The sequence below is a fragment of the Streptomyces sp. NPDC102467 genome (genome assembly GCF_044765445.1).
GTDB lineage: Bacteria > Actinomycetota > Actinomycetes > Streptomycetales > Streptomycetaceae > Streptomyces.
In genome coordinates, this window is record NZ_JBIWKA010000010.1 from 298,744 (window position 1) to 320,755 (window position 22,012).

Sequence of the window (22,012 nt, forward strand, 5' to 3'; positions counted from 1 at the left end):
GCGGCGCGGCCCCGCGCCCGGCGCGGCTCTGGCGGGCGGGGGGGGCCCGCCTGGGCCGGGGCGCCCCCGGCGGCGGCCTGGGGGCGGCCCGGGCGGGCCGCCCCGGCCCGGGCCCGCCCCCCCCCCCCCGCTCCCGAGAGGCTTACGCCTCCTCGTTGTCCACCCAGCTCATGAGCTTGCGCAGCTCCTTGCCGGTGGTCGCCAGGAGGTTGTTCTCGTCCTGGGTCTTGTACTCGTTGTACTTCTTCAGACCGCCGTGGTACTCGTCCATCCAGTTCTTGGCGAACGTGCCGTCCTGGATCTCGGCGAGGACCTTCTTCATCTCGGCCTTGGTGGCGTCCGTGATGATCCGCGGGCCGGTGACGTAGTCGCCCCACTCGGCGGTCTCGGAGACCGACCAGCGCATCTTCTCCAGGCCGCCCTCGTACATGAGGTCCACGATGAGCTTCAGCTCGTGCATGCACTCGAAGTACGCGATCTCCGGCTGGTAGCCGGCCTCGGTCAGCGTCTCGAAGCCCGCCTTGACCAGCGCGGCGGTGCCGCCGCAGAGCACGGCCTGCTCACCGAACAGGTCGGTCTCGGTCTCCTCGGTGAAGGTCGTCTTGATGACGCCGGCACGGGTGCCGCCGATGCCCTTCGCGTAGGAGAGCGCCAGCTCGAAGGCCTTGCCGGTGGCGTCCTGCTCGACCGCCGCGATACACGGAACGCCGCGGCCCTCTTCGTACTGGCGGCGCACCAGGTGACCCGGGCCCTTGGGGGCGACCATGCAGACGTCGACGCCCGCCGGCGGCTTGATGAAGTCGTAGCGGATGTTGAGGCCGTGACCGAAGAACAGCGCGTCGCCGTCCTTCAGGTTGTCCTTGATGGACTCCTCGTAGACCTTGGCCTGAAGCGGGTCCGGGACCAGGATCATGATGACGTCGGCCTCGGCCGTCGCCTCGGCGGGGGTGACCACGCGCAGGCCCTGCTCCTCGGCCTTCGCCTTGGACTTGGAGCCCTCGTGCAGACCGACGCGCACGTCGACGCCCGAGTCGCGCAGGGACAGCGCGTGGGCGTGGCCCTGGCTGCCGTATCCGATCACCGCGACCTTGCGGTTCTGGATGATGGACAGATCGGCGTCGTCGTCGTAGAACAGCTCGGCCACTGGGGTTCTCCTTGTTTGCGGTATTGCTGGTCCTGCGCCCACCGTACGGCGGGCAAAGGACGGAAAGTTTTCAGGTCTCGCTATGCGAGCTGGACAATGCCGGGATCAGGCCGATTCAGGCCGTGCGGTCGAGCGCCCGCAGGCTCCGGTCGGTGATGGAGCGCGAGCCGCGGCCGATCGCGATGGTCCCGGACTGGACGAGCTCCTTGATGCCGAAGGGTTCCAGCATCTTGAGCATCGCCTCTAGTTTGTCGCTGGAGCCGGTGGCCTCGATGGTGACGGCCTCGGGCGAGACGTCCACGGTCTTGGCGCGGAACAGCTGGACGATCTCGACGATCTGCGAGCGCGTCTCGTTGTCGGCGCGGACCTTGGCGAGCACGAGCTCGCGCTGGACGGCGGCGCCCGGCTCCAGTTCGACGATCTTCAGGACGTTGACCAGCTTGTTGAGCTGCTTGGTGACCTGTTCGAGCGGGAGTCCCTCGACATTCACGACGATGGTGATGCGCGAGATGTCGGGGTGCTCGGTGATACCGACGGCGAGCGAGTCGATGTTGAAGCCGCGGCGTGAGAACAGTGCGGTGATCCGGGCGAGCACGCCGGGCTTGTTCTCGACCAGGACGGAGAGCGTGTGCTTGGTGGACATGGTGCGTGTTCCCTCTTCCGATCAGCTCTCAGTCGTCTTCGTTGTCGCCGAAGTCGGGGCGGACGCCGCGCGCGGCCATGACCTCGTCGTTCGAGGTTCCGGCGGCGACCATCGGCCACACCATGGCGTCCTCGTGGACGATGAAGTCGACCACGACGGGACGGTCGTTGATCGAGTTCGCCTCCTCGATGCACTTGTCGAGGTCCTCGGGGCGCTCACAGCGGATCGCGTAGCAGCCCATCGCCTCGGACAGCTTGACGAAGTCGGGGACGCGGGTGCCCTTGTTGGGCGGCGTGTCGCCCTCCGGGCCCGCGTGCAGCACCGTGTTCGAGTAACGCTGGTTGTAGAACAGCGTCTGCCACTGGCGGACCATCCCGAGAGCGCCGTTGTTGATGATGGCGACCTTGATCGGGATGTTGTTCAGGGCGCAGGTGGTGAGCTCCTGATTGGTCATCTGGAAGCAGCCGTCGCCGTCGATCGCCCAGACCGGCTTGTCCGGCGCGCCGGCCTTGGCGCCCATCGCGGCGGGCACCGCGTAGCCCATGGTTCCGGCGCCGCCCGAGTTCAGCCAGGTGGCGGGCTTCTCGTACTGGATGTAGTGCGCGGCCCACATCTGGTGCTGGCCGACGCCCGCGGCGAAGATCGTGTCGTCGGGGGCGAGTTGGCCGACCCGCTCGATGACCTGCTGCGGGGAGAGCGAGCCGTCCTCCGGCTGGTCGTAGCCGAGCGGGTAGGTCTCGCGCCAGCGGTTGAGCCCCTTCCACCAGGCGCTGTAGTCGCCGGTCTGGCCCTCGCTGTGCTCCTTCTGCACGGCCTGGATCAGGTCGGCGATGACCTCGCGGGCGTCCCCGACGATCGGCACGTCGGCGGTGCGGTTCTTGCCGATCTCCGCCGGGTCGATGTCGGCGTGGACGACCTTCGCGAACGGCGCGAAGCTGTCCAGCTTGCCGGTGACGCGGTCGTCGAAACGGGCGCCGAGGGCGACGATCAGGTCGGCCTTCTGCAGCGCGGTGACGGCGGTGACCGCACCGTGCATGCCCGGCATTCCCACGTGCAGCGGGTGGCTGTCGGGGAACGCGCCGAGCGCCATCAGGGTGGTGGTGACGGGCGCTCCGGTGAGCTCGGCGAGGACCTTGAGCTCGGCGGTGGCCTGCGCCTTGATGACGCCGCCGCCCACGTACAGGACGGGCCGCTTCGCACTCGTGATCAGCTTCGCGGCCTCGCGGATCTGCTTGGCGTGCGGCTTGGTCACCGGGCGGTAGCCGGGCAGGTCCATCTGCGGCGGCCAGGTGAACGTCGTCTGCGCCTGCAGCAGGTCCTTCGGGATGTCCACGAGGACCGGGCCCGGACGCCCGGTGGAGGCGATGTGGAACGCCTCGGCGATCGCCTTCGGGATGTCCTCGGCCTTGGTGACCAGGAAGTTGTGCTTCGTGATCGGCATGCTGATGCCGACGATGTCCGCCTCCTGGAAGGCGTCCGTGCCGATCGCGGCCGAGACGACCTGGCCGGTGATCGCGACCAGCGGCACCGAGTCCATGTACGCGTCGGCGATCGGCGTGACCAGGTTGGTGGCGCCCGGACCCGAAGTGGCCATGCAGACGCCGACCTTGCCGGTGGCCTGCGCGTAACCCGTCGCCGCGTGCCCCGCGCCCTGCTCGTGACGGACGAGCACGTGACGCACCCGGCTCGAGTCCATCATCGGGTCGTAGGCGGGAAGGATCGTGCCGCCGGGAATGCCGAATACGGTGTCGGCCCCGACCTCCTCAAGCGAGCGAATGAGGGACTTCGCACCCGTGACGTGCTCAACGAGGGCGGACTGCTGTCCTCCGGAACGGGGCCGCGGCTGCGGATGGTGGGCCCCGGTGGCCTGCTCGGTCATCGGCATTCTCTTCTCGATGCTGAGGGTTTTTGCGAGGGTTGTGCAGGGGTCTTACGGGTTCGCGCCTGTGCCGGTGCAACAAAAAACCCCTCGTGCCGTGAGGCAAGCGAGGGGAGCGCGCCGGGAGCGGTTGCTGGGGATTCCGGTGTCTCCACCAGTGGGTCCCAGCTTCAGCCGACGCGCTTTCCAAGTACGAGAATTCGGGTGCGCATGGCATTGACCCTCCCCCCGGCGCCTAGGGCGTGTCAAGTGGGTGGGACGGGAGTCTCATCATGTGAGCGCAGAGTCGACGCGCCGGCGAACACCGGCTCGGCCGGGCCCCTCGGCACGGGGTACTCCCCCGAACCCAGCGCGCGCCGCAGTCGGTACTCGTCGAGCGGCCCGGAGAACGCCATCCCCTGGCCGTGCGTGCACCCCATCGCCCGCAGCGCGAGCACCTGCTCGGGCAGATCGACACCGTCGGCCACGGAGGTCAGCCCGAGATCTCCCGCGATCCGCAGCAGCCCACTGGTGATCTTGTGCAGGCGGGCGGACTCGACGACGCCCTCGACGAGCGACCTGTCCAGTTTCAGTACGTCCACGGGGAGGCGGCGCAGGGCGGTGATCGCCGCATAGCCGCTGCCGAACCCGTCCAGGGCGATCCGGACACCGAGTCTGCGCAACGCCGTGAGACGCCGCTCCAGCTCGTCCAGCGGCACTCTCGGATCACTGTCGGCGAGCTCGATGACCAGCGCGCCCGACGGCAGCCCGTGCCGGGTCAGCAGCGCCTCGATGGAGCCGAGCGGCATGGCGCGGTCGAGGAGTCTGCGCGCGCTGATCCGCACGGCGACCGGCGTCGCGTGCCCGCGGCGGCCGCGCTCGGCGGCCTGCGCGACGGCCTCCTCCAGCACCCAGCGGCCCAGCTCCGCGGTGCGCTCGCCGTCGTCGGCCACGCGCAGGAACTCGGCGGGCGTGAAGAGGATGCCCTGGGTCGAGCGCCAGCGCGCCTGCGCGGCGACCGCCGTGATCCGGCCGTCGTCGAGGGAGACGATCGGCTGGTGCAGGAGCGCGAACTCGCCGTCGTGCAGCGCCGAGCGCAGCCGCGTGGCCAGCTCCGCCTTCCGTACGACGTCGGCCTGCATCTGCGGCGCGTACAGCTCGACGCGGCCCTTCCCCGCCGCCTTGGCCCGGTACATCGCCAGATCCGCGTTGCGCAGGAGCTCGCCCGCCGTGATGTCGGGCTCGGCGAAGGAGACACCGATGGAGGCGGCGACCCGTACGTCCTTGTGGCCGTCGATCTGGTACGGCTGGGACAGGGCGATTCTGAGCCGGTCGGCCAGCTCGTAGATCTGCTGTTCCCTGGCGGTGTGGTCGCGACCTCCGTCGCCGACGATCAGCGCCGCGAACTCGTCACCGCCGAGACGGGCCGCGGTGTCTCCGGAACGTACGGAGTCGGCCAGCCTTCTTGCCGCCTGCACGAGCAGTTCGTCGCCCGCCTGGTGGCCGATCGTGTCGTTGACCTGCTTGAAGCCGTCGAGGTCGATGAAGAGCACGGCGGTGCCCCGGTCGGTGGCCCGCCGTCCGGTCAGCGCCTGGCTGACCCGCTTGGTGAACAGTGCCCGGTTGGGCAGGTCGGTGAGCGGGTCGTGCTCGGCGTTGTGCTGTAACTGTGCCTGGAGGCGCACCCGTTCGGTGACGTCTCTGCTGTTGAGGATCAGGCCGCCGTGGTGGCGGTTGATCGTGGACTCCACGTTCAGCCAGGCTCCGGTGCCGGAGCGGAAGCGGCATTCGATGCGGGTGGTGGGCTCCTCGACCTGGCTCGCGGCGAGGAACCTGCGCACTTCGTGGACCACCCGCCCGAGGTCCTCGGGGTGGATGATCGAGGCGAGCTCGGACCCGACCAGCTCTTCCGCGTCGCGTCCGTAGACGCCGGCGGCTGCCGGGCTGACGTACCTCAGGATCCCGTTCGGCGCGGCGATCATGATGACGTCGCTGGAGCCCTGCACCAGGGAGCGGAAGTGGTTCTCCTTCTGCGCCAGCTCCTGGGTGAGCGTGATGTTGTCGAGGAGCATGATGCCCTGGCGCACGACGAGAGCCAGGACGACGGTGCAGGCAGTGAAGAGCACGACCCGGTCCACACTGTGGCCGTTCAGCACGTTGTAGAGAATCCCCAACGTGCAGACGGCGGCGGCCAGGTACGGGGTGAGCGCGGCCAGCGAACCCGAGATGGGCCGGGTGTGACTGACCTGATAGCGCCCACCGGGCCCCTGCGCGCGCTCCTCGTACGACGGCCCGCTCCCGGGCCCCACCCAGGGCGCGTACGCGAGCAGCAGCGACCCCGCGAACCAGCCCGCGTCGAGGATCTCCCCCGAGCGGTAACTGGCGTGCAGCAGCGGTGAGGTGAACAGCGCGTCGCACATCACCGTCAGGGCGAGCGCGCCGATCGCGGTGTTCACCGCCGTGCGGTTTCCGGGCGAACGCCGGAAGTGCAGGGCGAGGACCATGCTGACCAGAGCGATGTCGAGGAGCGGGTAGGCGAGCGAGAGCGCGGTGCGGGTGACGCTCTGCCCTTCGAACTCGGCGGTGTGCGCGAGTGCGAGGCTCCAGGAGAGGGTGACCAGGGATCCGGCGATCAGCCAGGCGTCGAGGGCGAGGCAGATCCAGCCGGCCTTCGTCACGGGCCGCTTCGCGAGGACGAGGAGTCCGATGATCGCGGGCGGCGCGAAGCAGAGGAAGAAGAGGTCGGCGAGGCTCGGAGTCGGCACCGGCGCCCGCAGGACGACCTCGTACCAGCCCCACACCCCGTTACCCAGCGACGCCATCAGCGAGGAGAGTGCGAAGAGGAGCCAGGCGGGTCGAAAGCGGCTGCGCCGGCTGCGCGCGTACAGGAAGTTCGAGACGGCGGCGACAGCAGCCGCGATGCTCAACCCGAAGTCCCCCATGAACAGGGCGATTTCTTCGCTCCCCCAGCCGAGCCCGGACCCCGTGGCGTAGGTCGCGCACAGGAGGGTGAGCCCCACTTGGGGGCCGGTGCCCGTGCTGCGGCGCGAAGCGCGGGCGGGTGCCGGGGCCCCGGCGCGCAGGGGGGCTCCCATAGCGGTGGCGGATGCCGCTTTGCCGGTCACCGGGCCGCCTCGGTCCGTCGGGCCGCTCCCGTGTCCCGCTCGCCCTGCCCGGTGTGCGGATGCTTTCTGCGGCAGCCGCGGGTGCCGCCGCGATGCGGATGGTTCCGGTGCGGTTGGTTCCTGCGGTAGCCCGGACTGCGCCCGCGCGTCGGTGCGTGTGAGGGTCGCCGTCGGCGGCCCCGCCGCGTCGGATTGTTCACCCATAGGCCGTGCATCGCCCGTCGCCCCCCTCGCAGTCCGTCACTCATCCCCGGCGCCACGTACCGAGCGGCGCTGCCCCAGTCGGGACGATACACCAGTCTCGTCACTCAGGGACATAGTTCCTCTACTCTCCGTGACGACCAGCGGCGATGGAGGCACGCGGTGCAGCCGGACGGGCGCGGAGCGTACGCGCCCAACCGCGGGCAGCCGCACGGGAGTTGTCCGTGGGGCTGTCGTGCCGTCGGTCAGCTGATGGTGAGCACGACGTTGTCGAGCGGCTGCCCGGCAGCGAAGCGGGTGAGCTGGGCGGCGAGGAGCCGCTTGGCGCGGGGCGTGAAGGCGGAGGTGGGACCGCCCACGTGCGGGGAGATGAGCACCCCCGGAGCCTGCCACAACGGGTGCTCCTGGGGCAGCGGTTCAGGATCGGTGACATCCAGCGCCGCCATGATGCGGCCATTCTCGAGCTCCGCGAGGAGTGCCTTGGTGTCGACGACCGGGCCGCGGCTGACGTTCACCAGCAGAGCGCCGTCCTTGAGACGCGCGAGGAATTCGGCGTCCACGAGGCCTCGGGTGTCCTCGGTGAGCGGCGTGACCAGAATGACGACGTCGGCCTCGGGCAGCAGCTCCGGCAGCTCCGCGAGCGGGTGTACGGGCCCGCGCTCCGTCGTGCGTGCGGAGCGCGCGACGCGCGCCACCCGCGCGACCTCGAAGGGGACGAGCCGGTCCTCGATGGCCGAGCCGATAGCCCCGTATCCCACGATGAGGACATTCTTGTCGGCGAGCGCCGGACGGAACCCGGAACGCCACTCCCCCCGGTCCTGTCCGTGTACGAAGTCGGGGATTCCGCGCAGGGAGGCGAGGGTCAGCGTGAGCGCGAGTTCGGCGGTGCTGGCGTTGTGCACTCCGCGCGCATTCGCCAACTGGACGCCCGGACGCAGGTACTTGAGCCCGTTCTGTACATGGTCGATGCCCGCGGTGAGGGTCTGCACCACTTGAAGGGACGTCATCCGCTGCAGGGGTCGTACAGCGATGTCGCCGCCCTTCATGTAGGGGGCGACGTAGAACGCGCAGTCGGCCGGGTCGGCGGGAAAGTCCTGTTCACCGTTCCAGAAGCGGTAGTCGAGTCCTTCAGGAAGGCCGGGGATCTCGTCAGCGGGGAAGGGCAGCCATACATCACCAGTCATGGTCAGGAGGCTATGTCAGACGCTCCGACGTGCAGAGGTTAGGTTGGTGGCCAAAGACAGGGAGGGTCACGAGCAGGTGGAGCGCAAGGCGATCGGGGCGGCGGCGCTCGAGGTGGGGGCGGTCGGGCTCGGCTGCATGCCGATGCACTGGGCGTACACCGGCTCGCGGCAACGCGGCGAGGAGTCCCTGCGCACCGTGCACGCCGCGCTCGACCGGGGCTGTTCCCTGATCGACACCGCCGACATGTACGGGCCGTTCACCAACGAGCTGCTGCTCGGCCGGGTCCTGAAGGAGCGGCGTGCGGACGCGTTCGTGTCGACGAAGGTGGGGCTGCTCGTCGGGGAGCAGCACATCGTCGCGAACGGCCGCCCCGGCTATGTGAAGCGGGCCTGCGACGCGTCGCTGCGGCGCCTGCAGACGGACGTCATCGACCTGTATCAACTGCATCGGGCCGACCCGGAGATCCCGGTCGAGGAGACCTGGGGCGCGATGGCGGAGCTGGTGGGCGCGGGCAAGGTGCGCTCCCTGGGACTGTGCGCGGTGGGCGCGCGGGCCACGCGCCGAGGTGGCCGTGCCGGGCTGCATGCCGGAACGATTCAGCAGTTGGAGCGGATCCAGCAGGTGTTCCCGGTGAGTTCGGTGATGGCCGAAATGTCGGTGTGGTCACCGGAGGCGCTGGAGGCGCTGCTGCCTTGGTGTGCGGTGCGCGGCGTCGGGTTCCTGGCGGCCATGCCGCTGGGCAACGGGTTCCTGACGGGCACGCTGACGCCCGGCCAGGGTTTCGAGCCGGACGACGTGCGGGCCCGCCACCCCCGGTTCACCGCGGAGATGATGGCGGCGAACCAGCCGATCGTGGCGGGCCTGCGCCGGGTCGCGGCGCGCCGCGGCGACGGCGTGACACCGGCGCAGGTGGCGCTGGCCTGGGTGCTCGCGCAGGGGCGGAACGTGGTGCCGGTTCCCGGGGCCAAGCACGAGCGGTGGGCCGCGGAGAACGCGGCGGCCGGCGAACTGGCGCTGACGGAAGCGGAGTTGGCGGAGATCGCGCGGTTGCCGGCGGCCCGGGGCTCCTGGGACTGACGTCGACCCGCGCCGGCTGGGGCTGGCCGGGCCTTGTCCGAGCGGGCCGGCCTTGTCCGAGCGGGCCTGGTCCGAGCAGTCCCGGCCTTGTCCGAGCGGGCCTGGTCCGGCCGGGGCAGATTCGACCCGGTCGCTGCGACGGGCCGATTCGACGGGGACTGATCCGGTCGGCGGAGATCGGGAACCTGCGGGGTGCGAGCGGTGTATGAACAGTAGAACCGTCGCGTCGGAGGGACCTGATCGTGCAACGTCAAAGTGTGCGGCCCGCGTTGGCCGCGGCCGCCTGTGCCGCGTTCCTGTTCACGGCGGGGTGCTCCTCGGGTGACAGCGGGCCCCCGGGCAAGGACAAGACGTCCGCGCCGAGCGTGAGCGACGCGGGCAAGTCACCCGCCTCGCCCACGTCGGGCGACGTGCCGTCCGCGAAGGGGACGGTGACTGTGGTGCGCACGGTCACCGAGGACCTGAAATCACCGTGGGGGCTGGCCCCGCTGCCCGAGGGCGACCTGTTGGTCTCGTCCCGGGACGAGGGGACCATCACCCGGGTCGACACGGAGACGGGGAAAAAGACGGAGATCGGCTCGGTGCCCGGTGTGGCCTCGGCCGGCGAGGGCGGCCTGCTGGGCCTCGCGCTCTCACCTTCCTACGCCTCTGACCACATGGTCTACGCGTACTTCACGACGGAGTCGGACAACCGCATCGCGCGGATGCTGTACGACGAGAAGGAGCCCGCAGGCGAGCAGTTGGGCGCTCCGGACACGGTGTTCAAGGGCATCCCCAAGGGCTCGAACCACAATGGCGGCCGGATCGCGTTCGGCCCGGACGGCCTGCTGTACGCGGGGACGGGCGAGACCTACCACACCGAATTGGCGCAGGACAAGAAGTCCCCGGGCGGCAAGATCCTGCGCCTCACGCCGGACGGCGCCCCCGCGCCGGGCAATCCGTTCGGCGACTCCCCGGTGTACTCGTACGGCCACCGCAATGTGCAGGGCCTGGCCTGGGACACGAAGAAGCGGTTGTGGGCGTCGGAATTCGGCCAGGACACCTGGGACGAGCTGAACAACATCGTGGCGGGTGGCAACTACGGCTGGCCCGACGCCGAGGGCAAGGGCGGCAGATCGGGCTTTCACGACCCGATCGCGCAGTGGCACACGCAGGATGCCTCCCCCAGCGGCATCGCCTATGCCGAGGGTTCGATCTGGATGGCGGGCCTGCGGGGCGAGCGCCTGTGGCGCGTTCCGCTGGATGGCACCAAGGCCGCGCACGATCCGCAGGCGTTCCTTGAGGGTAAGTACGGGCGGCTGCGCACGGTGGTCTCCGCAGGCGGCGACAAGTTGTGGCTGGTGACGAGCGAGACGGACACACGGGGCACACCCGGGAAGGGGGACGACCGAATTCTGGAACTGAAGGTCAGCTAGAGCCCTGGCCCTAGCCGTGTCCCTGGCTTTGGCCCTGGCCCTGGCCCTGGCCGTGGCCGTGGCCGTGGCCGTGGCCGTGATCTTCACGCTCCGGCTCGACCTCGTCCGGCGCCATGTGACCCGGCGCCAGGTGGCCCGGCGCCATTTCGTCCTCCTGGGCCTGATCCGGCTCTGCTTGGCCCCGCTCGGCCTGATCCAGGGGCCGGACGACCACCTTGCCGGAGGAGAGGTCTATGGGGCCGCGGCCGGGGTCGCCGTCGTTCAGGTCGACCCGGGTCAGCTCCAGGCGCTTGCCCTCGTCGTTGGTGTGCTTGCGGCCGGGCGCGAACAACTCCTCGAACATGTTGAACACTGCGCCTCCAGGTGGCGTGGCGGCCGAGCCTCCTGTTCAGCGTACGGGAGGGCCCAACGGGGGCGTCAGCCCTTGGCACCGGGCGGCGCCGGCACCGGCTGCTCGGGGAAGAGGCGCAGCCGGTGGGCCAGGGCCGCCGCCTCTCCGCGACCCGCGACGCCCAGCTTGGCGAGGATGTTGGAGACGTGGACGCTGGCGGTCTTCGGGGAGATGAAGAGCTCCTCGGCGATCTGCCGGTTGGTGCGGCCGGCGGTGACCAGGCGCAGGACGTCACGTTCGCGGCTGGTGAGGCCCAGCGCCTCTGCGGGTTCGGCGGGAGCGTCCCGGCGCGGTACGTCGCGGGTGAGGCTGAGCCGGGCGCGGTGGGCGAGCAGGGCGACGGACTCGGTCAGCGGGCGGGCGCCGAGGTGGTCGGCGACGGCTGCGGCGAGGCGGAGCAGTTCGGTGGCGCGGTCGCGGTCGTCCTCGGTGGGACCGCCGTCGGACGCGGAGGAGACGAGGAGGGACTCGGCGAGGCGGAGCCGGGCGCGGGCCAGATCGTGGGGGCGGTCGAGAGGTTCGAGGGAGGTGACGGTGGCGGACCAGTCGTCAGGGGTGTCGCGGCCCTCCGCACGCAGGAGTTCGGCGCGTACCCACTGTTCGTGGGCGTGCCAGACGGGGACCGAGGTGGCCTGGCGCTTGGCGGCGTCCCGGATACGGGCGACGGCCTCCGCGCGGCCCGCGTCGGCGGCGGGCAGGCCGCGGGCGTCCGCCTCCGCGGCGGCGGCGGTGCGCAGCAGCGGCCAGATGTAGCGGTGCATGGAGGGAGGCAGGCCGGTGGCGACGATGCGGTCGAGTTCGGCGCGGGCGTCGAGGAGGCGGCCCTGGGCGGCGGCGAGAGCGAGGGTGAGATGGGCGAGCGGAAGGGAGTACTGCGGCATCGGATCGTGTGTGCCGTAGTGCTCGTGGGCGGCGGCGAGGTGGCCGACCGCTTCCTGGAGGGCGCCGCGGCCCAGCGAGATGGTCGCGAGGTGCACGCTGGAGGTGCCGCGGGGCTTGGCGCTCAGGGCGGAGCGGCGGGTCCAGTCGGCGGCCTTGACGGCCTCGTCCCAGCGGCCGAGGGAGAGCAGGGACTCGGCCTTGTTGGAGCGGACCCAGCCCTTGGAGTCGGTGAGGCCGTAGCGGCGGCACAGGGCGATGCCCTCGTCGCAGATCCGGACGGCTTCCTCGGAGCGGCCGGCGCCTTCGAGACAGGAGGGCAGGTTGATGTTGACGTTGCTGATGCGGGTGATCAGGCCGAGTTCGACGGAGCGGTCGCGCACCGCGTACATCTCGGCGAAACCGTGCTCGATGTCGCCCGCATCGACGAGGAGGCCGCCGAGGATGAGGCGGGCGTGGAGCTCGGTCTCCACGTCGCCGACCATGTGCGCGAATTCCACGGCGCGTTCGGCGGCGGCAAGCGTCTCGGGGCCCGGGCTGTGCAGCATGCCCCAGGCCGCCGCGTGCGTGAGGACCTGGGCATGCACGGCGGACGGGGGCAGGCCCCGGACCAGTTCCTGGGCGGTGGCTATCTCGTCCCAGCCGCTTCCGCGGCCGGTGTGGGAGCTGATCCGGGAGCGCTGGATCCAGAACCAGGCGGCGCGCAGGGGGTCGCCCTCGCCGGTGGCCGCGGCCTCGTCGAGGATCCGGATCGCGCGTCTGCTGATCTTCATGGCACGTTCCCGCTCGCCGCACAGACGGCCCGCGAGGGCGGCCTCGCCCATCAGGTCGAGATAGCTGAGCGCAGTCGTGGCGGGGTCGCAGCCGCAGGCCGGATAGGACTCGGAGTAGTCGCCGAGTCGGAGCGTGGCCCGGATGGGCTCCGGTGCTCCGTCCCACAGCTCCATCGCCCGTTCCAGGAGCCTGAGTTGCTCGGCGTAGGCATGTCGGCGGCGCGCTTCGTTGCAGGCGCCGAGGACGGCGGGCAGCGCCTTCGCGGGGTCGTGGGCGTGGTACCAGTAGGTGGCCAGGCGCATGGCGCGGGCGTCGACGGGGACGAGCGCGGGATCGGCCTCGAGGGCTTCGGCGTAGCGGCGGTTGAGGCGGGAGCGCTCGCCGGGCAGCAGGTCGTCGCTGACGGCTTCGCGGACCAGGGAGTGGCGGAAGCGGTAGCCGTCGCCGTCCGGGGCGGCGTGCAGGATGTTGGCGCCGACGGCCGCGCGCAGGGCTTCGATGAGTTCGTCCTCGCCGAGCCGGGCGACGGCGGCCAGCAGCGAATACTCGACGGTGGAGCCGCCCTCGGCGCAGATCCGGGCGATGCGCTGCGCGGACTCGGGCAGCGATTCGACGCGGACGAGGAGGACGTCGCGCAGCGAGTCGGTGAGGCCGGTGGCGCAGCCCTCGGCCGCGGAGACGGCGAGCTCCTCGACGAAGAAGGCGTTGCCGTCGGAGCGCCGGAAGATGTCGTCGACGACGGCCCGTTCGGGTTCGGCGGCCATGATCCCGGCGACCTGGCGGGCCACTTCGTCGCGGGTGAGGCGGCCGAGGTCGATGCGGGTGACGGTGCGCAGCCGGTCGAGTTCGGCGAGCAGGGGGCGGAGCGGGTGGCGGCGGTGCACGTCGTCGGCGCGGTAGGTGGCGACGACGGCGAGGCGGCCGCTGCGCAGGGTGCGGAAGAGGTACGAGAGGAGGTGGCGGGTGGAGGCGTCCGCCCAGTGCAGGTCTTCGAGGACGACCACGACGGTGTGCTCGGCGGCGATGCGTTCCAGGAGGCGCCCGGTGAGTTCGAAGAGACGCGCGGTGGCGCTCTCGTCGCCGCGCCCGTCGGGGCTCGGTGCCGTCCGGTCGCCCAACTCCGGGAGCAGCCGGGCCAGTTCGTCCTCCCGGCCGGCCGCGGCGAGGTCGAAGGCGTCGGGCACCTTGCGGTGCAGCGCGCGCAGGGCCGTGGAGAAGGGGGCGAAGGGCAGCCCGTCGGCGCCGATCTCGACGCAGCCTCCGGTGACGACGAGGGCGCCCTGCCGGCAGGCCCCCGCGGCGAACTCCTCGACGAGGCGGGTCTTGCCGACCCCGGCTTCGCCGCCGAGCAACAGCGCCTGGGGCGCGCCGTCGGCCGCGCGGGCGAGGGCGGTGTTCAGTACGCCCAGTTCGTCGGCGCGGCCGACGAACACCGGGCTGACGGACCTGGTTTCCACATCGGCGAGCATCGCACACGGGCTCGAGGGCGGCGCAGAGTTTTCGGCGGGCACGGAGAAGGGGAGGACGGCAGACGCCCCGCCCTCCCCCAGGGAACTCCCCAGGCGACTCCCCACGGGGCTCCCCGTGGTCGTTCCCCCGGTCCGCGGGGCCGCGCTCATGCCGCGCGCGGGGCACGGTGTCGGCGCGGGCCGTTCGTACTCACCCCGCCTTCGGCGTCGTGACCGGCCGAGCGGCGCTCCGCGCGGTGGGCCTTGGCGGCGGCGCGGGCCGTGCGGGCCAGCCTGTAGGCCTCGGCCCGCTGGATGAGTTCGGCGGAGTGGACCTGGTGCATTTCGTACTCGAACATCTCGTCCTCCTGGTGACGATCGTCTGCGGCTCTCGCGGACCGTTCTCCGCGATGCCTCAACTTTCGTTTCCCAGGGGGGTGCGCCACATCGGGAGAGTGCCACATGTTCGAGGTCGGGGGTGCCTTACTCGTGCCCGGAGATGCCTTAGGCGCCCAGGGCAGTCGCGTACGACTGCCTTAGGCGCCCTCGAAAGACACTCCGGCTCAGCTGGTCTTCGGCAGGCTCAGGAGCAGGTCCGAGTACTTGGCCACGGCGAGCAGCAGGCCGAGGACGGCGAGGGAGACACCGGCCCACGCGGTCGACTTGATCCAGATCGCCTGCGCCTTGCCGGGCGCCCCGAACGCGGGCCGCACCAGGACGACCGCACCGATGATGAGGGCGATCAGCGAGAAGATCCCGCCGACCAGGGCCGCGGCGTGCCAGGAGTCGCCGTAGACCTCGGAGACCTGGGTGGCGACGCTCGCGGTCTGCGTGGTGTTGAGCTGGCCGATCAGCGACTCGCGGGCCGAGGCCACCGTGCCGAGCCAGCTGCCGCTGAGCGCGACGATGCCGAGGGCCACGGACACGATGGCGCCCGCACCCTGGCCGGCGCCGGCCGGGCGCGCGGCGGCGGCCTCCTCCTTGGCGAGGAGCTCTTCGTAAGCGGCGTCGTCGTCCGTGGCGTCGTCGTCCGCGTCACCGTGCAGGCCGTCCTCGGCCGCGACGGCCTCGCTCTTGGTCCCGGCCGGCTTCTCGGTCGACTTCTCGGCCGTGCCGGGGGCGTCCGTCGGCTCGCTCGCCTCGACGGCCTCCTCGTTCTCCTTCCGCTCGGCGGCGTCGGGCTGCGCATCAGTCTTCGTAGTCATGCTCCGCACCGTACGGACGGAGTCTGAGAAGTCTCTTAACGTTTCTTGTGCGCGTCGCGCGCGCTGCGCCATTCAGGCGCCAGGACGGACCAGACCTCCATGTCGTGGCGGATTCCCCGCCACAGATGGGCCTCACGGTGCACGCCGTCCCGGGTGAATCCGAGCCGCTCGGCGACGTTCAGACTCGGCACGTTGCCGGACGCGGCGACCCATTCCACGCGGTGGATGCCGCGCTCCTCGACGGCCCAGTCGAGCAGATGCCGCATCGCGCGCGTGACCAGGCCGCGCCCCGCCGCGGCGGGCTCCAGCCAGCAGCCGACCTCGCAGGTGCCGGCCCCCGCGTCGAAGTTCAGGGTGAGGACGCCGCCGACGAGCGTCCCGTCGAGCCAGATGCCGTGGTGGGCTGCTGTGTCGGCGGCGCGCATGTCGGCGTAGCGCTGCAGGGTGCCCCGGGCGGACGTCACATCGGTGACCTGGGAGCCGAACGGGATGAACTGCCCGATGAACTCCCGGCCGCGGTCGAGATGGCGCAGGAACTCCTCGGCGTGCCAGGGCTCCAGGGGGCGCAGCTCGGCGCTGCCGTCACCCAGCGGTATCGCGTACATCGGGCTCCTTCATCGGTACGTCGTCCAGCGCGCCGCCCGCCGCGCCACGCTGCCCGGGGATCCTCGCACCCGCGGCGGCCGCCCGGCATTCCGGCGGTTCGATGCTGAGGCGGGGCAGGCAGCGGTCGAGCCAGCCGGGCAGCCACCAGTTGGCGCTGCCGAGCAGGTGCATCAGGGCCGGGACCAGGAGCGTGCGCAGGATGAACGCGTCGACGGCGACGGCGGCGGCCAGCGCGATGCCGAACATCGCGATCACCCGGTCCCCGCTGAGGACGAAGGCCAGGAAGACCGAGATCATGATCACGGCCGCCGAGTTGATCACACGGCTGGTCTCGGCCAGGCCGACCCGGACGGCCCGCCGGTTGTCACCGGTCTCCAGCCACTCCTCGTACATCCGGCTCACCAGGAACACCTGGTAGTCCATCGAGAGGCCGAACAGCACCGACACCATGATGACCGGCAGGAACGGTTCGATCGGCCCGGCCCTGCCGAGCCCCAGGAGTTCGCTGCCCCAGCCCCACTGGAAGATCACGACGACGACGCCGAAGGCGGCGGCGACGGCGGCGACGTTCATCGCGGCGGCCTTCAGAGGGATGCCGATCGAGCGGAACGCGAGCAGCAGGAGTACGCAGCCGAGCCCGACCACGACGCCCACGAACAGCGGCAGTTTGCCGATGACGACCTCGGCGAAGTCGTCGTAGCTCGCGGTGACGCCGCCGACCTGGACGTCCAGCGAGCTGCCCCGCTCGGCGTCGGGGACGACGTCGGCGCGCAGCCGGTCGACGAGTTCGCTGGTCCGGTCGGACTGCGGGGCGGAGGTGGGGACGACGGTGAGGTAGGCGGTGCTGTCGTCGTGGTTGTACGTGACCGGGGAGACGGCGGCGACGCCCTCGGTGGAGCCGAGATCGCTCGCCAGCTGTCCGAGCGCCAGCTTGTCCTGGGCGCCGTGCACGTCGCCGACCAGGGTGAGCGGCCCGTTCACGCCGGGCCCGAAGCTGTCGGCGAGCAGGTCGTAGGCCTGCCGGGTGGTGCTGGACTCGGCGTTGTTGCCCTGGTCGGAGGTGCCGAGGTGGAGGGAGAGGGTGGGCAGCGCGAGGACCGTGATGACGGCGAGGGCGAGGCCGCCGAGCAGTTTCGGGTGGCGTTCGACGAAGGCGGCCCAGCGGGCGGCGAGCCCGGTCGGCAGCTCCGGTGCGGGCCCGTGCGCGGCGAGCCGGCGCCGCTCGCGCCGCGACAGGGCCCGTGTCCCGATGAAGGACAGCAGCGCGGGCAGCAGGGTCACGGAGGCGGCGACGGTGAGCAGGACGGTCACGGACGCGGCGATCGCGACGCCGTTGAGGAAACCGAGCCGCAGGATGAGCATGCCGAGCAGGGCGATGCACACGGTGGCGCCCGCGAAGACGACGGCTCGCCCGGTGGTGGCGACGGCCCGCTCTGCGGCGACCGCGACGGGCAGCCCGCGCTTGAGCCCGCGCCGGTGCCGGGTCACGATGAACAGCGCGTAGTCGATGCCGACGCCGAGCCCGACGAGCATGCCGAGCATCGGCGCGAAGTCCGCGACGGTCATGGCGTGGCCGAGCAGCCCGATGCCCGCGTACGCGGTGCCGACGCCGATCAGCGCGGTGGCGATGGGCAGCGCGGCCGCGGCGAGCGAGCCGAAGGCCAGGAAGAGCACGACGGCCGCGACCACGACGCCGATGACCTCGGAGAGGTGCGCGGACGTCGGCTCGGTGAGGGCGACGGCACTGCCGCCCAGCTCGACCCGCAGCCCGTCCGGGCCGTGGGCCTCGGCGTCGCGGGCCGTGTCAACGACGGCCTGAGCCTGGCTCCGTGGGATGTCGTCGGCCTGCTGCCCGAAGGTGATCGTGGCGTACGCGGTGTGCCCGTCGGCGCTGATCCGGTCGGCGCCATGGGTCTCGTACGGCGAGACGACGGACGAGACGCCGGGCAGTTTCCCGATCTGGTCCAGCGTGTTGCTCATCGCCGTCTCGACATCGGCGGCGCGCACGGTGGAGCCGTCGATGTGCCAGACGACGGTGTCGCTGTCGCCGCCGAGGCCGGAGAATCCCTCGTCCAGGAGCTGGGTGGCCTGTCCCGATTCGGTGCCGGGTGCCTCGTAGTCGTTCGAGTACGCGGATCCGGCGACCGTGGCCGCCGCGCTCGTCCCTCCGAGCGCGAGCAGCCACAGCAGGACGACGACGAGCCGGTGCCTGACACACCACCGTGCGAGTGCGGCCACGGACGTGCTCCCTGGGGGTTTTGTGGATCTTTACCGGGAACAGTCGGTGATCAGACGACAACAGCCGACATGAGCTGAACCAGCCCGCAAAGAACACGTGAGCAATGGCCAGTCACTCTTACAGGCAGAAGTGATCCTTTGTCTCTTTAGTGTGTTTACTCACAAGGGGCCTGCTCACAAGTGCCTGCTCACGAGGAGGGCCTGCTCACGTGTGTACGGCGTCGGGGTGGCGGTCAGCCGGACACGCTCGGCCGCCCGTTCTCGATGTGTCCCAGGAGCCGCCGGTGGAAGTCGTCTCCGGAAGCGATCTCGATGTCGTACCAGCCGTGCGCCTTCTCCGTCTCGTGCACCACGGTGACGGTCCGGCCGGGGCGGACGACGACCGTCCGCTTCCCTACGGTGAACGTCCGCGCCGCCTCGCCCGTGCCGCGCAGCCGGATGCGGACGGCACGCGCGCGTGCGTCCACGGTGGTCTTGATGTCGGCCCCGAAGTCCGTACGCCCCCGGAACTCACGCCGGAATCCGCCGGGTCCGGTCACCACGAAGTCGTACGCGCCCTCGCGCACCGGCACGGTCGCGTCCCGTATGACGTCGAAGTGCTGCGGTGCCGCGAACTCACCCGCGTACGGGTAGAGCGTGAAGTGCGCGCTGGAGCGGCCCGCGTTGACGAGGCTGAGCGTCAGCTTTCCCCCGTGCACGCGCGCGTGGGCGTCCGGCTGGTACGGCAGGGCGCGGGCCGGCCGGGTGCCGGGCTCCTGCTCGGGCATCGACTGCTTCGCCGGTGGCTGCGGGGCCCAGCGGCCGCTGAACCCGGGGATGGCACCGGGCTGTTCGACCTCGGGCTGCCGGTGGCCGTGCCGGAAGTCGAAGGCACCGGTCAGGTCGCCGGTGACCTGGCGGCGCCAGGCGCCGATGTTGGGTTCGCGCACGCCGGTCCACTGTTCCAGGAAGCGGATCACGGAGGTGTGGTCGAAGACCTCCGAGCACACGTACCCGCCGACGGTCCACGGGGAGACGACGAGCATCGGCACACGCACACCCAGCCCGGTGGGCAGGCCCTGCCACCGCTCCTCGGTGACGTCGGCTCCCGGCACGGGCGGCGGCACGTGGTCGAAGAACCCGTCGTTCTCGTCGTAGTTGATGAAGACGGCCGTCTTGCGCCACACCTCGGGGTGCGAGGCGAGCGCGTCGAGCACCTTGTAGACGATGGTCGCGCTGTGGATCGGCGAGGAGACGGAAGGGTGCTCCGAGTCCACGGCGGACGGCACGAGGTAGGAGACGCGGGACAGCTTGCCGCGCGCGACGTCGCGCGCGAACGTCTCGGCGAGCTTTCCGGTGGGCACGCGCCGCAACGCCCGCTCGAACAGCGACCGCTCGCTCCTGCTCAGCGTCGCGACACCCTTGTCCAGGGTGGCGAGCAGTGCGGCCCGCTCCTCCTCGTCGGCGGCGTCACGCACCTTCGCGTAGAAGGCCTCCATGTAGGTGAGGCCGGTCCCGGCCAGGACCTTCTTCGCGATGGCCTTGAAGGTGGTGAAGAACTCGATCTGGTTGTCGGTGAAGTTCTCCCACTCGGTGTACGTCTGCCAGCTCACGCCCGCCTTCTCCAGGCGCTCCGGGTAGGTGCCCCAGTCGTAGCCGGGGTGCGTGCCCTCGTCGTACGCGTCATTGCCGACGGCCCGGTCGCCGGTCAGCGGCTCGTCGCCGGTCCTGCCGCTCCACAGGTGGTTGCGGTTCGGGCTGGTCGAGGAGTGGATGGAGGAGTGGTAGGCGTCGCAGACGGTGAAGGTGTCGGCGAGTTCGTAGTGCAGCGGAATGTCCTCGCGCGTGTAGTACGCCATCGTGGCCGCGGTCTTCGCGGTGATCCACCCGTCGTGCCAACCGCCGTGCGAGGCCTTGGCGCCGCCGGACCACGAGTGGTCGAGTGCGCCTATGTACTGGAGGTCCTTCTTCTGGGCCGCGGCGGCTTCTCGTACGGGGAACGGCAGGACGGTGCGCAGCGCGCCGGGCTGCTCGAAGACGCTGGTGCCGCCCGGCAGCCTGATCGCGTTGCGGTCGCCGAAGCCGCGCACGCCGCGCAGGGTGCCGAAGTAGTGGTCGAAGGACCGGTTCTCCTGCATCAGGATCACGACGTGCTCGATGGCGTCGAGCCCGCCCCGGGGAGGGGCGCCCTGTTCGGACTGGGCGGCGACGGCCTGCTGCAGCGAGGGCGGCAGGAACGATCCGACGGCCGCTGCGCCGAGCGCACCGCCGCCGACGGCCATGAGGCGTCTGCGGGACAGCTCGGGGGAATCCGAGGACGGTGACACGGGACCTCCGCACGTAAGGGTCTGCACGCAATGGTCTGCGTCTGACCCATTGACTGGTTCGGCGGGGACGGTAGCGACGCCAGATGTCCCTGGGAAAGACGTGAACCAGCCGAAACGTAAACGTCCAAGCATCTGGGACAAAGGTCCAACTACCGGCCTCGCCAGGTCCAGCTGCTAGCCGAGCAGCGCCAGTCCGGCCCACAGGGCCACCGTCGAAGCGAGCAACGTGGCGGGCACTGTGAGCAGTCCGAGCCGGGTGAAGCCGCCGAGATCGGGTTCGGTGCCGTGGGCGTGCACGATGCGCCGCCACAGCAGGGTCGCAAGAGACCCCACGTACGTGAGGTTCGGGCCGAGGTTGACGCCGATGAGCGCGGCCAGCACCGGTCCTGGGCCTGCCGGGGCGACGGCCGGCAGCAGGGCGAGGATCGCGGGCAGGTTGTTGATGAGGTTGGCGAGCACCGCGGCGACACCGGCGATCGCGAGCAGCGCGGGCAGGGCCGAACCGTCGGGCAGGACGTGCGCGATGCCGTCGCCGAGCCCGTTGTCGACGACGGCCTTGACCACGACGCCGAGGGCGAGGACGAAGAGGCAGAAGGGGAGGTTGAGGGCGCCCGCCAGCTCGCCCGGGGTGCTGCGGCGCCGTACCAGCGACCGGGCCCCGAGGACGAGCGCGCCCGCGAAGGCCGCCCACAGCGGCTCGATCCCCGCGAACGACGTGACGACGAACCCGGCGAGCGTGAGCGCCAGCACCACGAGCGTGAACACCGGGACCGCGGTCGCGTCCTCGGGGTCGGGGTCGTGCGCGGGCGCCGCGAGGTCGTCGGCGAAGTAGCGGCGGAACACCGCGTACTCGATGCCGATCGCGACCAGCCACGGCAGCGCCATCAGCCCCGCGAACCGGCTGAACGTCAGCCCGCTCGCCGCGAACGCCAGCAGGTTCGTCAGGTTGGAGACGGGCAGCAGCAGGGACGCCGAGTTGGCGAGGTGGGCGCTCGCGTAGACGTGCGGGCGCGGGCGGGCGCCGATGCGGGCCGCGGTGGCGAAGACGACCGGGGTGAGCAGCACGACGGTGGCGTCCAGGCTGAGCACGGCGGTGACGGCGGCGGCCACCGCGAAGACCCCGCCGAGCATGCGCTTCGGACTGCCGTGACAGGCCCGCGCGACGGCGTCACCGGCCGCCTTGAACAGGCCGTCGTCGGCGCAGAGTTGAGCCAGGAGCAGGATCGCGGCGAGGAACCCGACGACGGGGAGAAGTTCCTTGGTCTCGGACCAGGCGTGGGTGGGGGTGACGGTTCCCGTGCCGATGGCGAGGGCGGCGGCGGGCACGGCGGCGACGGCTTCGGGCCAGTTACGGGGACGTACGACCGCGAAAGCGAGCGTGGCCGCAAGCAAGACGAGGGAGAGAAGCAACATTTAAGCCTCTCCGGCGTTTGAGGAGCGGGGTCCGGGGCGGAGCCCCGTGACAGGAACACAAGCGGGCGGCGGCGCACCGGGGACCAGTGCACCGCCGCCCAAAA

Annotated in this window: 15 protein-coding genes; 2 read left to right on the top strand and 13 right to left on the bottom strand. The window is 71.0% G+C overall.

Translation table 11 applies throughout. The features are described 5' to 3' along the window. Nucleotides 1-142: 142 nt before the first annotated feature. From ilvC to ACIREE_RS22790, 5 genes are all read right to left on the bottom strand, one after another. Nucleotides 143-1,144, bottom strand: a complete 1,002-nt coding sequence (gene ilvC / locus ACIREE_RS22770; RefSeq protein WP_404154944.1) for a ketol-acid reductoisomerase — start codon at nt 1,142-1,144, stop codon at nt 143-145. A 115-nt stretch (nt 1,145-1,259) separates the two neighbouring features. Then, complete coding sequence (gene ilvN, locus ACIREE_RS22775; protein ID WP_363198694.1) at nt 1,260-1,787, bottom strand: acetolactate synthase small subunit; 528 nt, start codon at nt 1,785-1,787, stop codon at nt 1,260-1,262. Nucleotides 1,788-1,815: 28 nt separating this feature from the next. Next, a complete protein-coding gene (locus ACIREE_RS22780) occupies nt 1,816-3,672 on the bottom strand; it encodes an acetolactate synthase large subunit (protein ID WP_404154948.1) in 1,857 nt (618 codons plus the stop codon). 239 nt (nt 3,673-3,911) lie between these two features. After that, nucleotides 3,912-6,740 (bottom strand): putative bifunctional diguanylate cyclase/phosphodiesterase, encoded by a 2,829-nt coding sequence (locus ACIREE_RS22785; protein WP_404154951.1) that lies wholly within the window; start codon nt 6,738-6,740, stop codon nt 3,912-3,914. 476 nt (nt 6,741-7,216) lie between these two features. After that, on the bottom strand, nt 7,217-8,155 hold the full coding sequence (locus ACIREE_RS22790; protein ID WP_404154954.1) for a 2-hydroxyacid dehydrogenase: 939 nt from the start codon (nt 8,153-8,155) through the stop codon (nt 7,217-7,219). A 76-nt stretch (nt 8,156-8,231) separates the two neighbouring features. Between ACIREE_RS22790 and ACIREE_RS22795 the strand changes: the two genes are divergently transcribed. Continuing rightward, the gene (locus tag ACIREE_RS22795; RefSeq protein ID WP_404155182.1) at nt 8,232-9,233 is read left to right on the top strand and encodes an aldo/keto reductase; all 1,002 of its coding nucleotides are present in this window, start codon (nt 8,232-8,234) and stop codon (nt 9,231-9,233) included. 239 nt (nt 9,234-9,472) lie between these two features. Then, nucleotides 9,473-10,648, top strand: coding sequence for a PQQ-dependent sugar dehydrogenase (locus tag ACIREE_RS22800; RefSeq protein WP_404155185.1), 1,176 nt, complete (start codon nt 9,473-9,475; stop codon nt 10,646-10,648). Nucleotides 10,649-10,658: 10 nt separating this feature from the next. Here ACIREE_RS22800 and ACIREE_RS22805 read toward each other — a convergent pair whose 3' ends face one another. The 8 genes from ACIREE_RS22805 to ACIREE_RS22840 all read right to left on the bottom strand — a co-directional run bounded on the left by ACIREE_RS22805 (nt 10,659) and on the right by ACIREE_RS22840 (nt 21,908). After that, nucleotides 10,659-10,991 carry a DUF6191 domain-containing protein gene (locus ACIREE_RS22805; RefSeq protein ID WP_404155188.1) on the bottom strand — a complete coding sequence of 111 codons (333 nt, stop codon included), beginning with the start codon at nt 10,989-10,991 and terminating at the stop codon, nt 10,659-10,661. Nucleotides 10,992-11,065: 74 nt separating this feature from the next. Continuing rightward, nucleotides 11,066-14,161, bottom strand: coding sequence for an AAA family ATPase (locus ACIREE_RS22810; protein ID WP_404154956.1), 3,096 nt, complete (start codon nt 14,159-14,161; stop codon nt 11,066-11,068). A 146-nt stretch (nt 14,162-14,307) separates the two neighbouring features. Beyond that, nucleotides 14,308-14,499, bottom strand: a complete 192-nt coding sequence (locus tag ACIREE_RS22815; RefSeq protein WP_404154959.1) for a hypothetical protein — start codon at nt 14,497-14,499, stop codon at nt 14,308-14,310. 204 nt (nt 14,500-14,703) lie between these two features. After that, the gene (locus ACIREE_RS22820; protein ID WP_404154960.1) at nt 14,704-15,345 is read right to left on the bottom strand and encodes a hypothetical protein; all 642 of its coding nucleotides are present in this window, start codon (nt 15,343-15,345) and stop codon (nt 14,704-14,706) included. A gap of 35 nt (nt 15,346-15,380) precedes the next feature. Beyond that, entirely contained in the window at nt 15,381-15,950 is a 570-nt protein-coding gene (locus tag ACIREE_RS22825; protein ID WP_404154963.1) for a GNAT family N-acetyltransferase, read from the bottom strand. Then, nucleotides 15,928-18,189 carry an MMPL family transporter gene (locus ACIREE_RS22830; protein WP_404154966.1) on the bottom strand — a complete coding sequence of 754 codons (2,262 nt, stop codon included), beginning with the start codon at nt 18,187-18,189 and terminating at the stop codon, nt 15,928-15,930. The genes ACIREE_RS22825 and ACIREE_RS22830 overlap by 23 nt, the downstream gene beginning before the upstream one ends. A gap of 233 nt (nt 18,190-18,422) precedes the next feature. Continuing rightward, the gene (locus ACIREE_RS22835) at nt 18,423-20,450 is read right to left on the bottom strand and encodes a phosphocholine-specific phospholipase C (RefSeq protein WP_404155190.1); all 2,028 of its coding nucleotides are present in this window, start codon (nt 20,448-20,450) and stop codon (nt 18,423-18,425) included. Nucleotides 20,451-20,669: 219 nt separating this feature from the next. After that, the gene (locus ACIREE_RS22840; RefSeq protein WP_404154969.1) at nt 20,670-21,908 is read right to left on the bottom strand and encodes an SLC13 family permease; all 1,239 of its coding nucleotides are present in this window, start codon (nt 21,906-21,908) and stop codon (nt 20,670-20,672) included. Between the last annotated feature and the right edge of the window lie 104 nt (nt 21,909-22,012).

Bases quoted from the DNA above. Each gene is read 5' to 3' on its own strand.
- ilvN (WP_363198694.1), bottom strand. From the start codon at position 1,787: ATGTCCACCAAGCACACGCTCTCCGTCCTGGTCGAGAACAAGCCCGGC.
- ACIREE_RS22780 (WP_404154948.1), bottom strand. From the start codon at position 3,672: ATGCCGATGACCGAGCAGGCCACCGGGGCCCACCATCCGCAGCCGCGG.
- ACIREE_RS22785 (WP_404154951.1), bottom strand. From the start codon at position 6,740: ATGGGAGCCCCCCTGCGCGCCGGGGCCCCGGCACCCGCCCGCGCTTCG.
- ACIREE_RS22790 (WP_404154954.1), bottom strand. From the start codon at position 8,155: ATGACTGGTGATGTATGGCTGCCCTTCCCCGCTGACGAGATCCCCGGC.
- ACIREE_RS22805 (WP_404155188.1), bottom strand. From the start codon at position 10,991: ATGTTCGAGGAGTTGTTCGCGCCCGGCCGCAAGCACACCAACGACGAG.
- ACIREE_RS22810 (WP_404154956.1), bottom strand. From the start codon at position 14,161: ATGCTCGCCGATGTGGAAACCAGGTCCGTCAGCCCGGTGTTCGTCGGC.
- ACIREE_RS22815 (WP_404154959.1), bottom strand. From the start codon at position 14,499: ATGTTCGAGTACGAAATGCACCAGGTCCACTCCGCCGAACTCATCCAG.
- ACIREE_RS22820 (WP_404154960.1), bottom strand. From the start codon at position 15,345: ATGACTACGAAGACTGATGCGCAGCCCGACGCCGCCGAGCGGAAGGAG.
- ACIREE_RS22825 (WP_404154963.1), bottom strand. From the start codon at position 15,950: ATGTACGCGATACCGCTGGGTGACGGCAGCGCCGAGCTGCGCCCCCTG.
- ACIREE_RS22835 (WP_404155190.1), bottom strand. From the start codon at position 20,450: ATGGCCGTCGGCGGCGGTGCGCTCGGCGCAGCGGCCGTCGGATCGTTC.
- ACIREE_RS22840 (WP_404154969.1), bottom strand. From the start codon at position 21,908: ATGTTGCTTCTCTCCCTCGTCTTGCTTGCGGCCACGCTCGCTTTCGCG.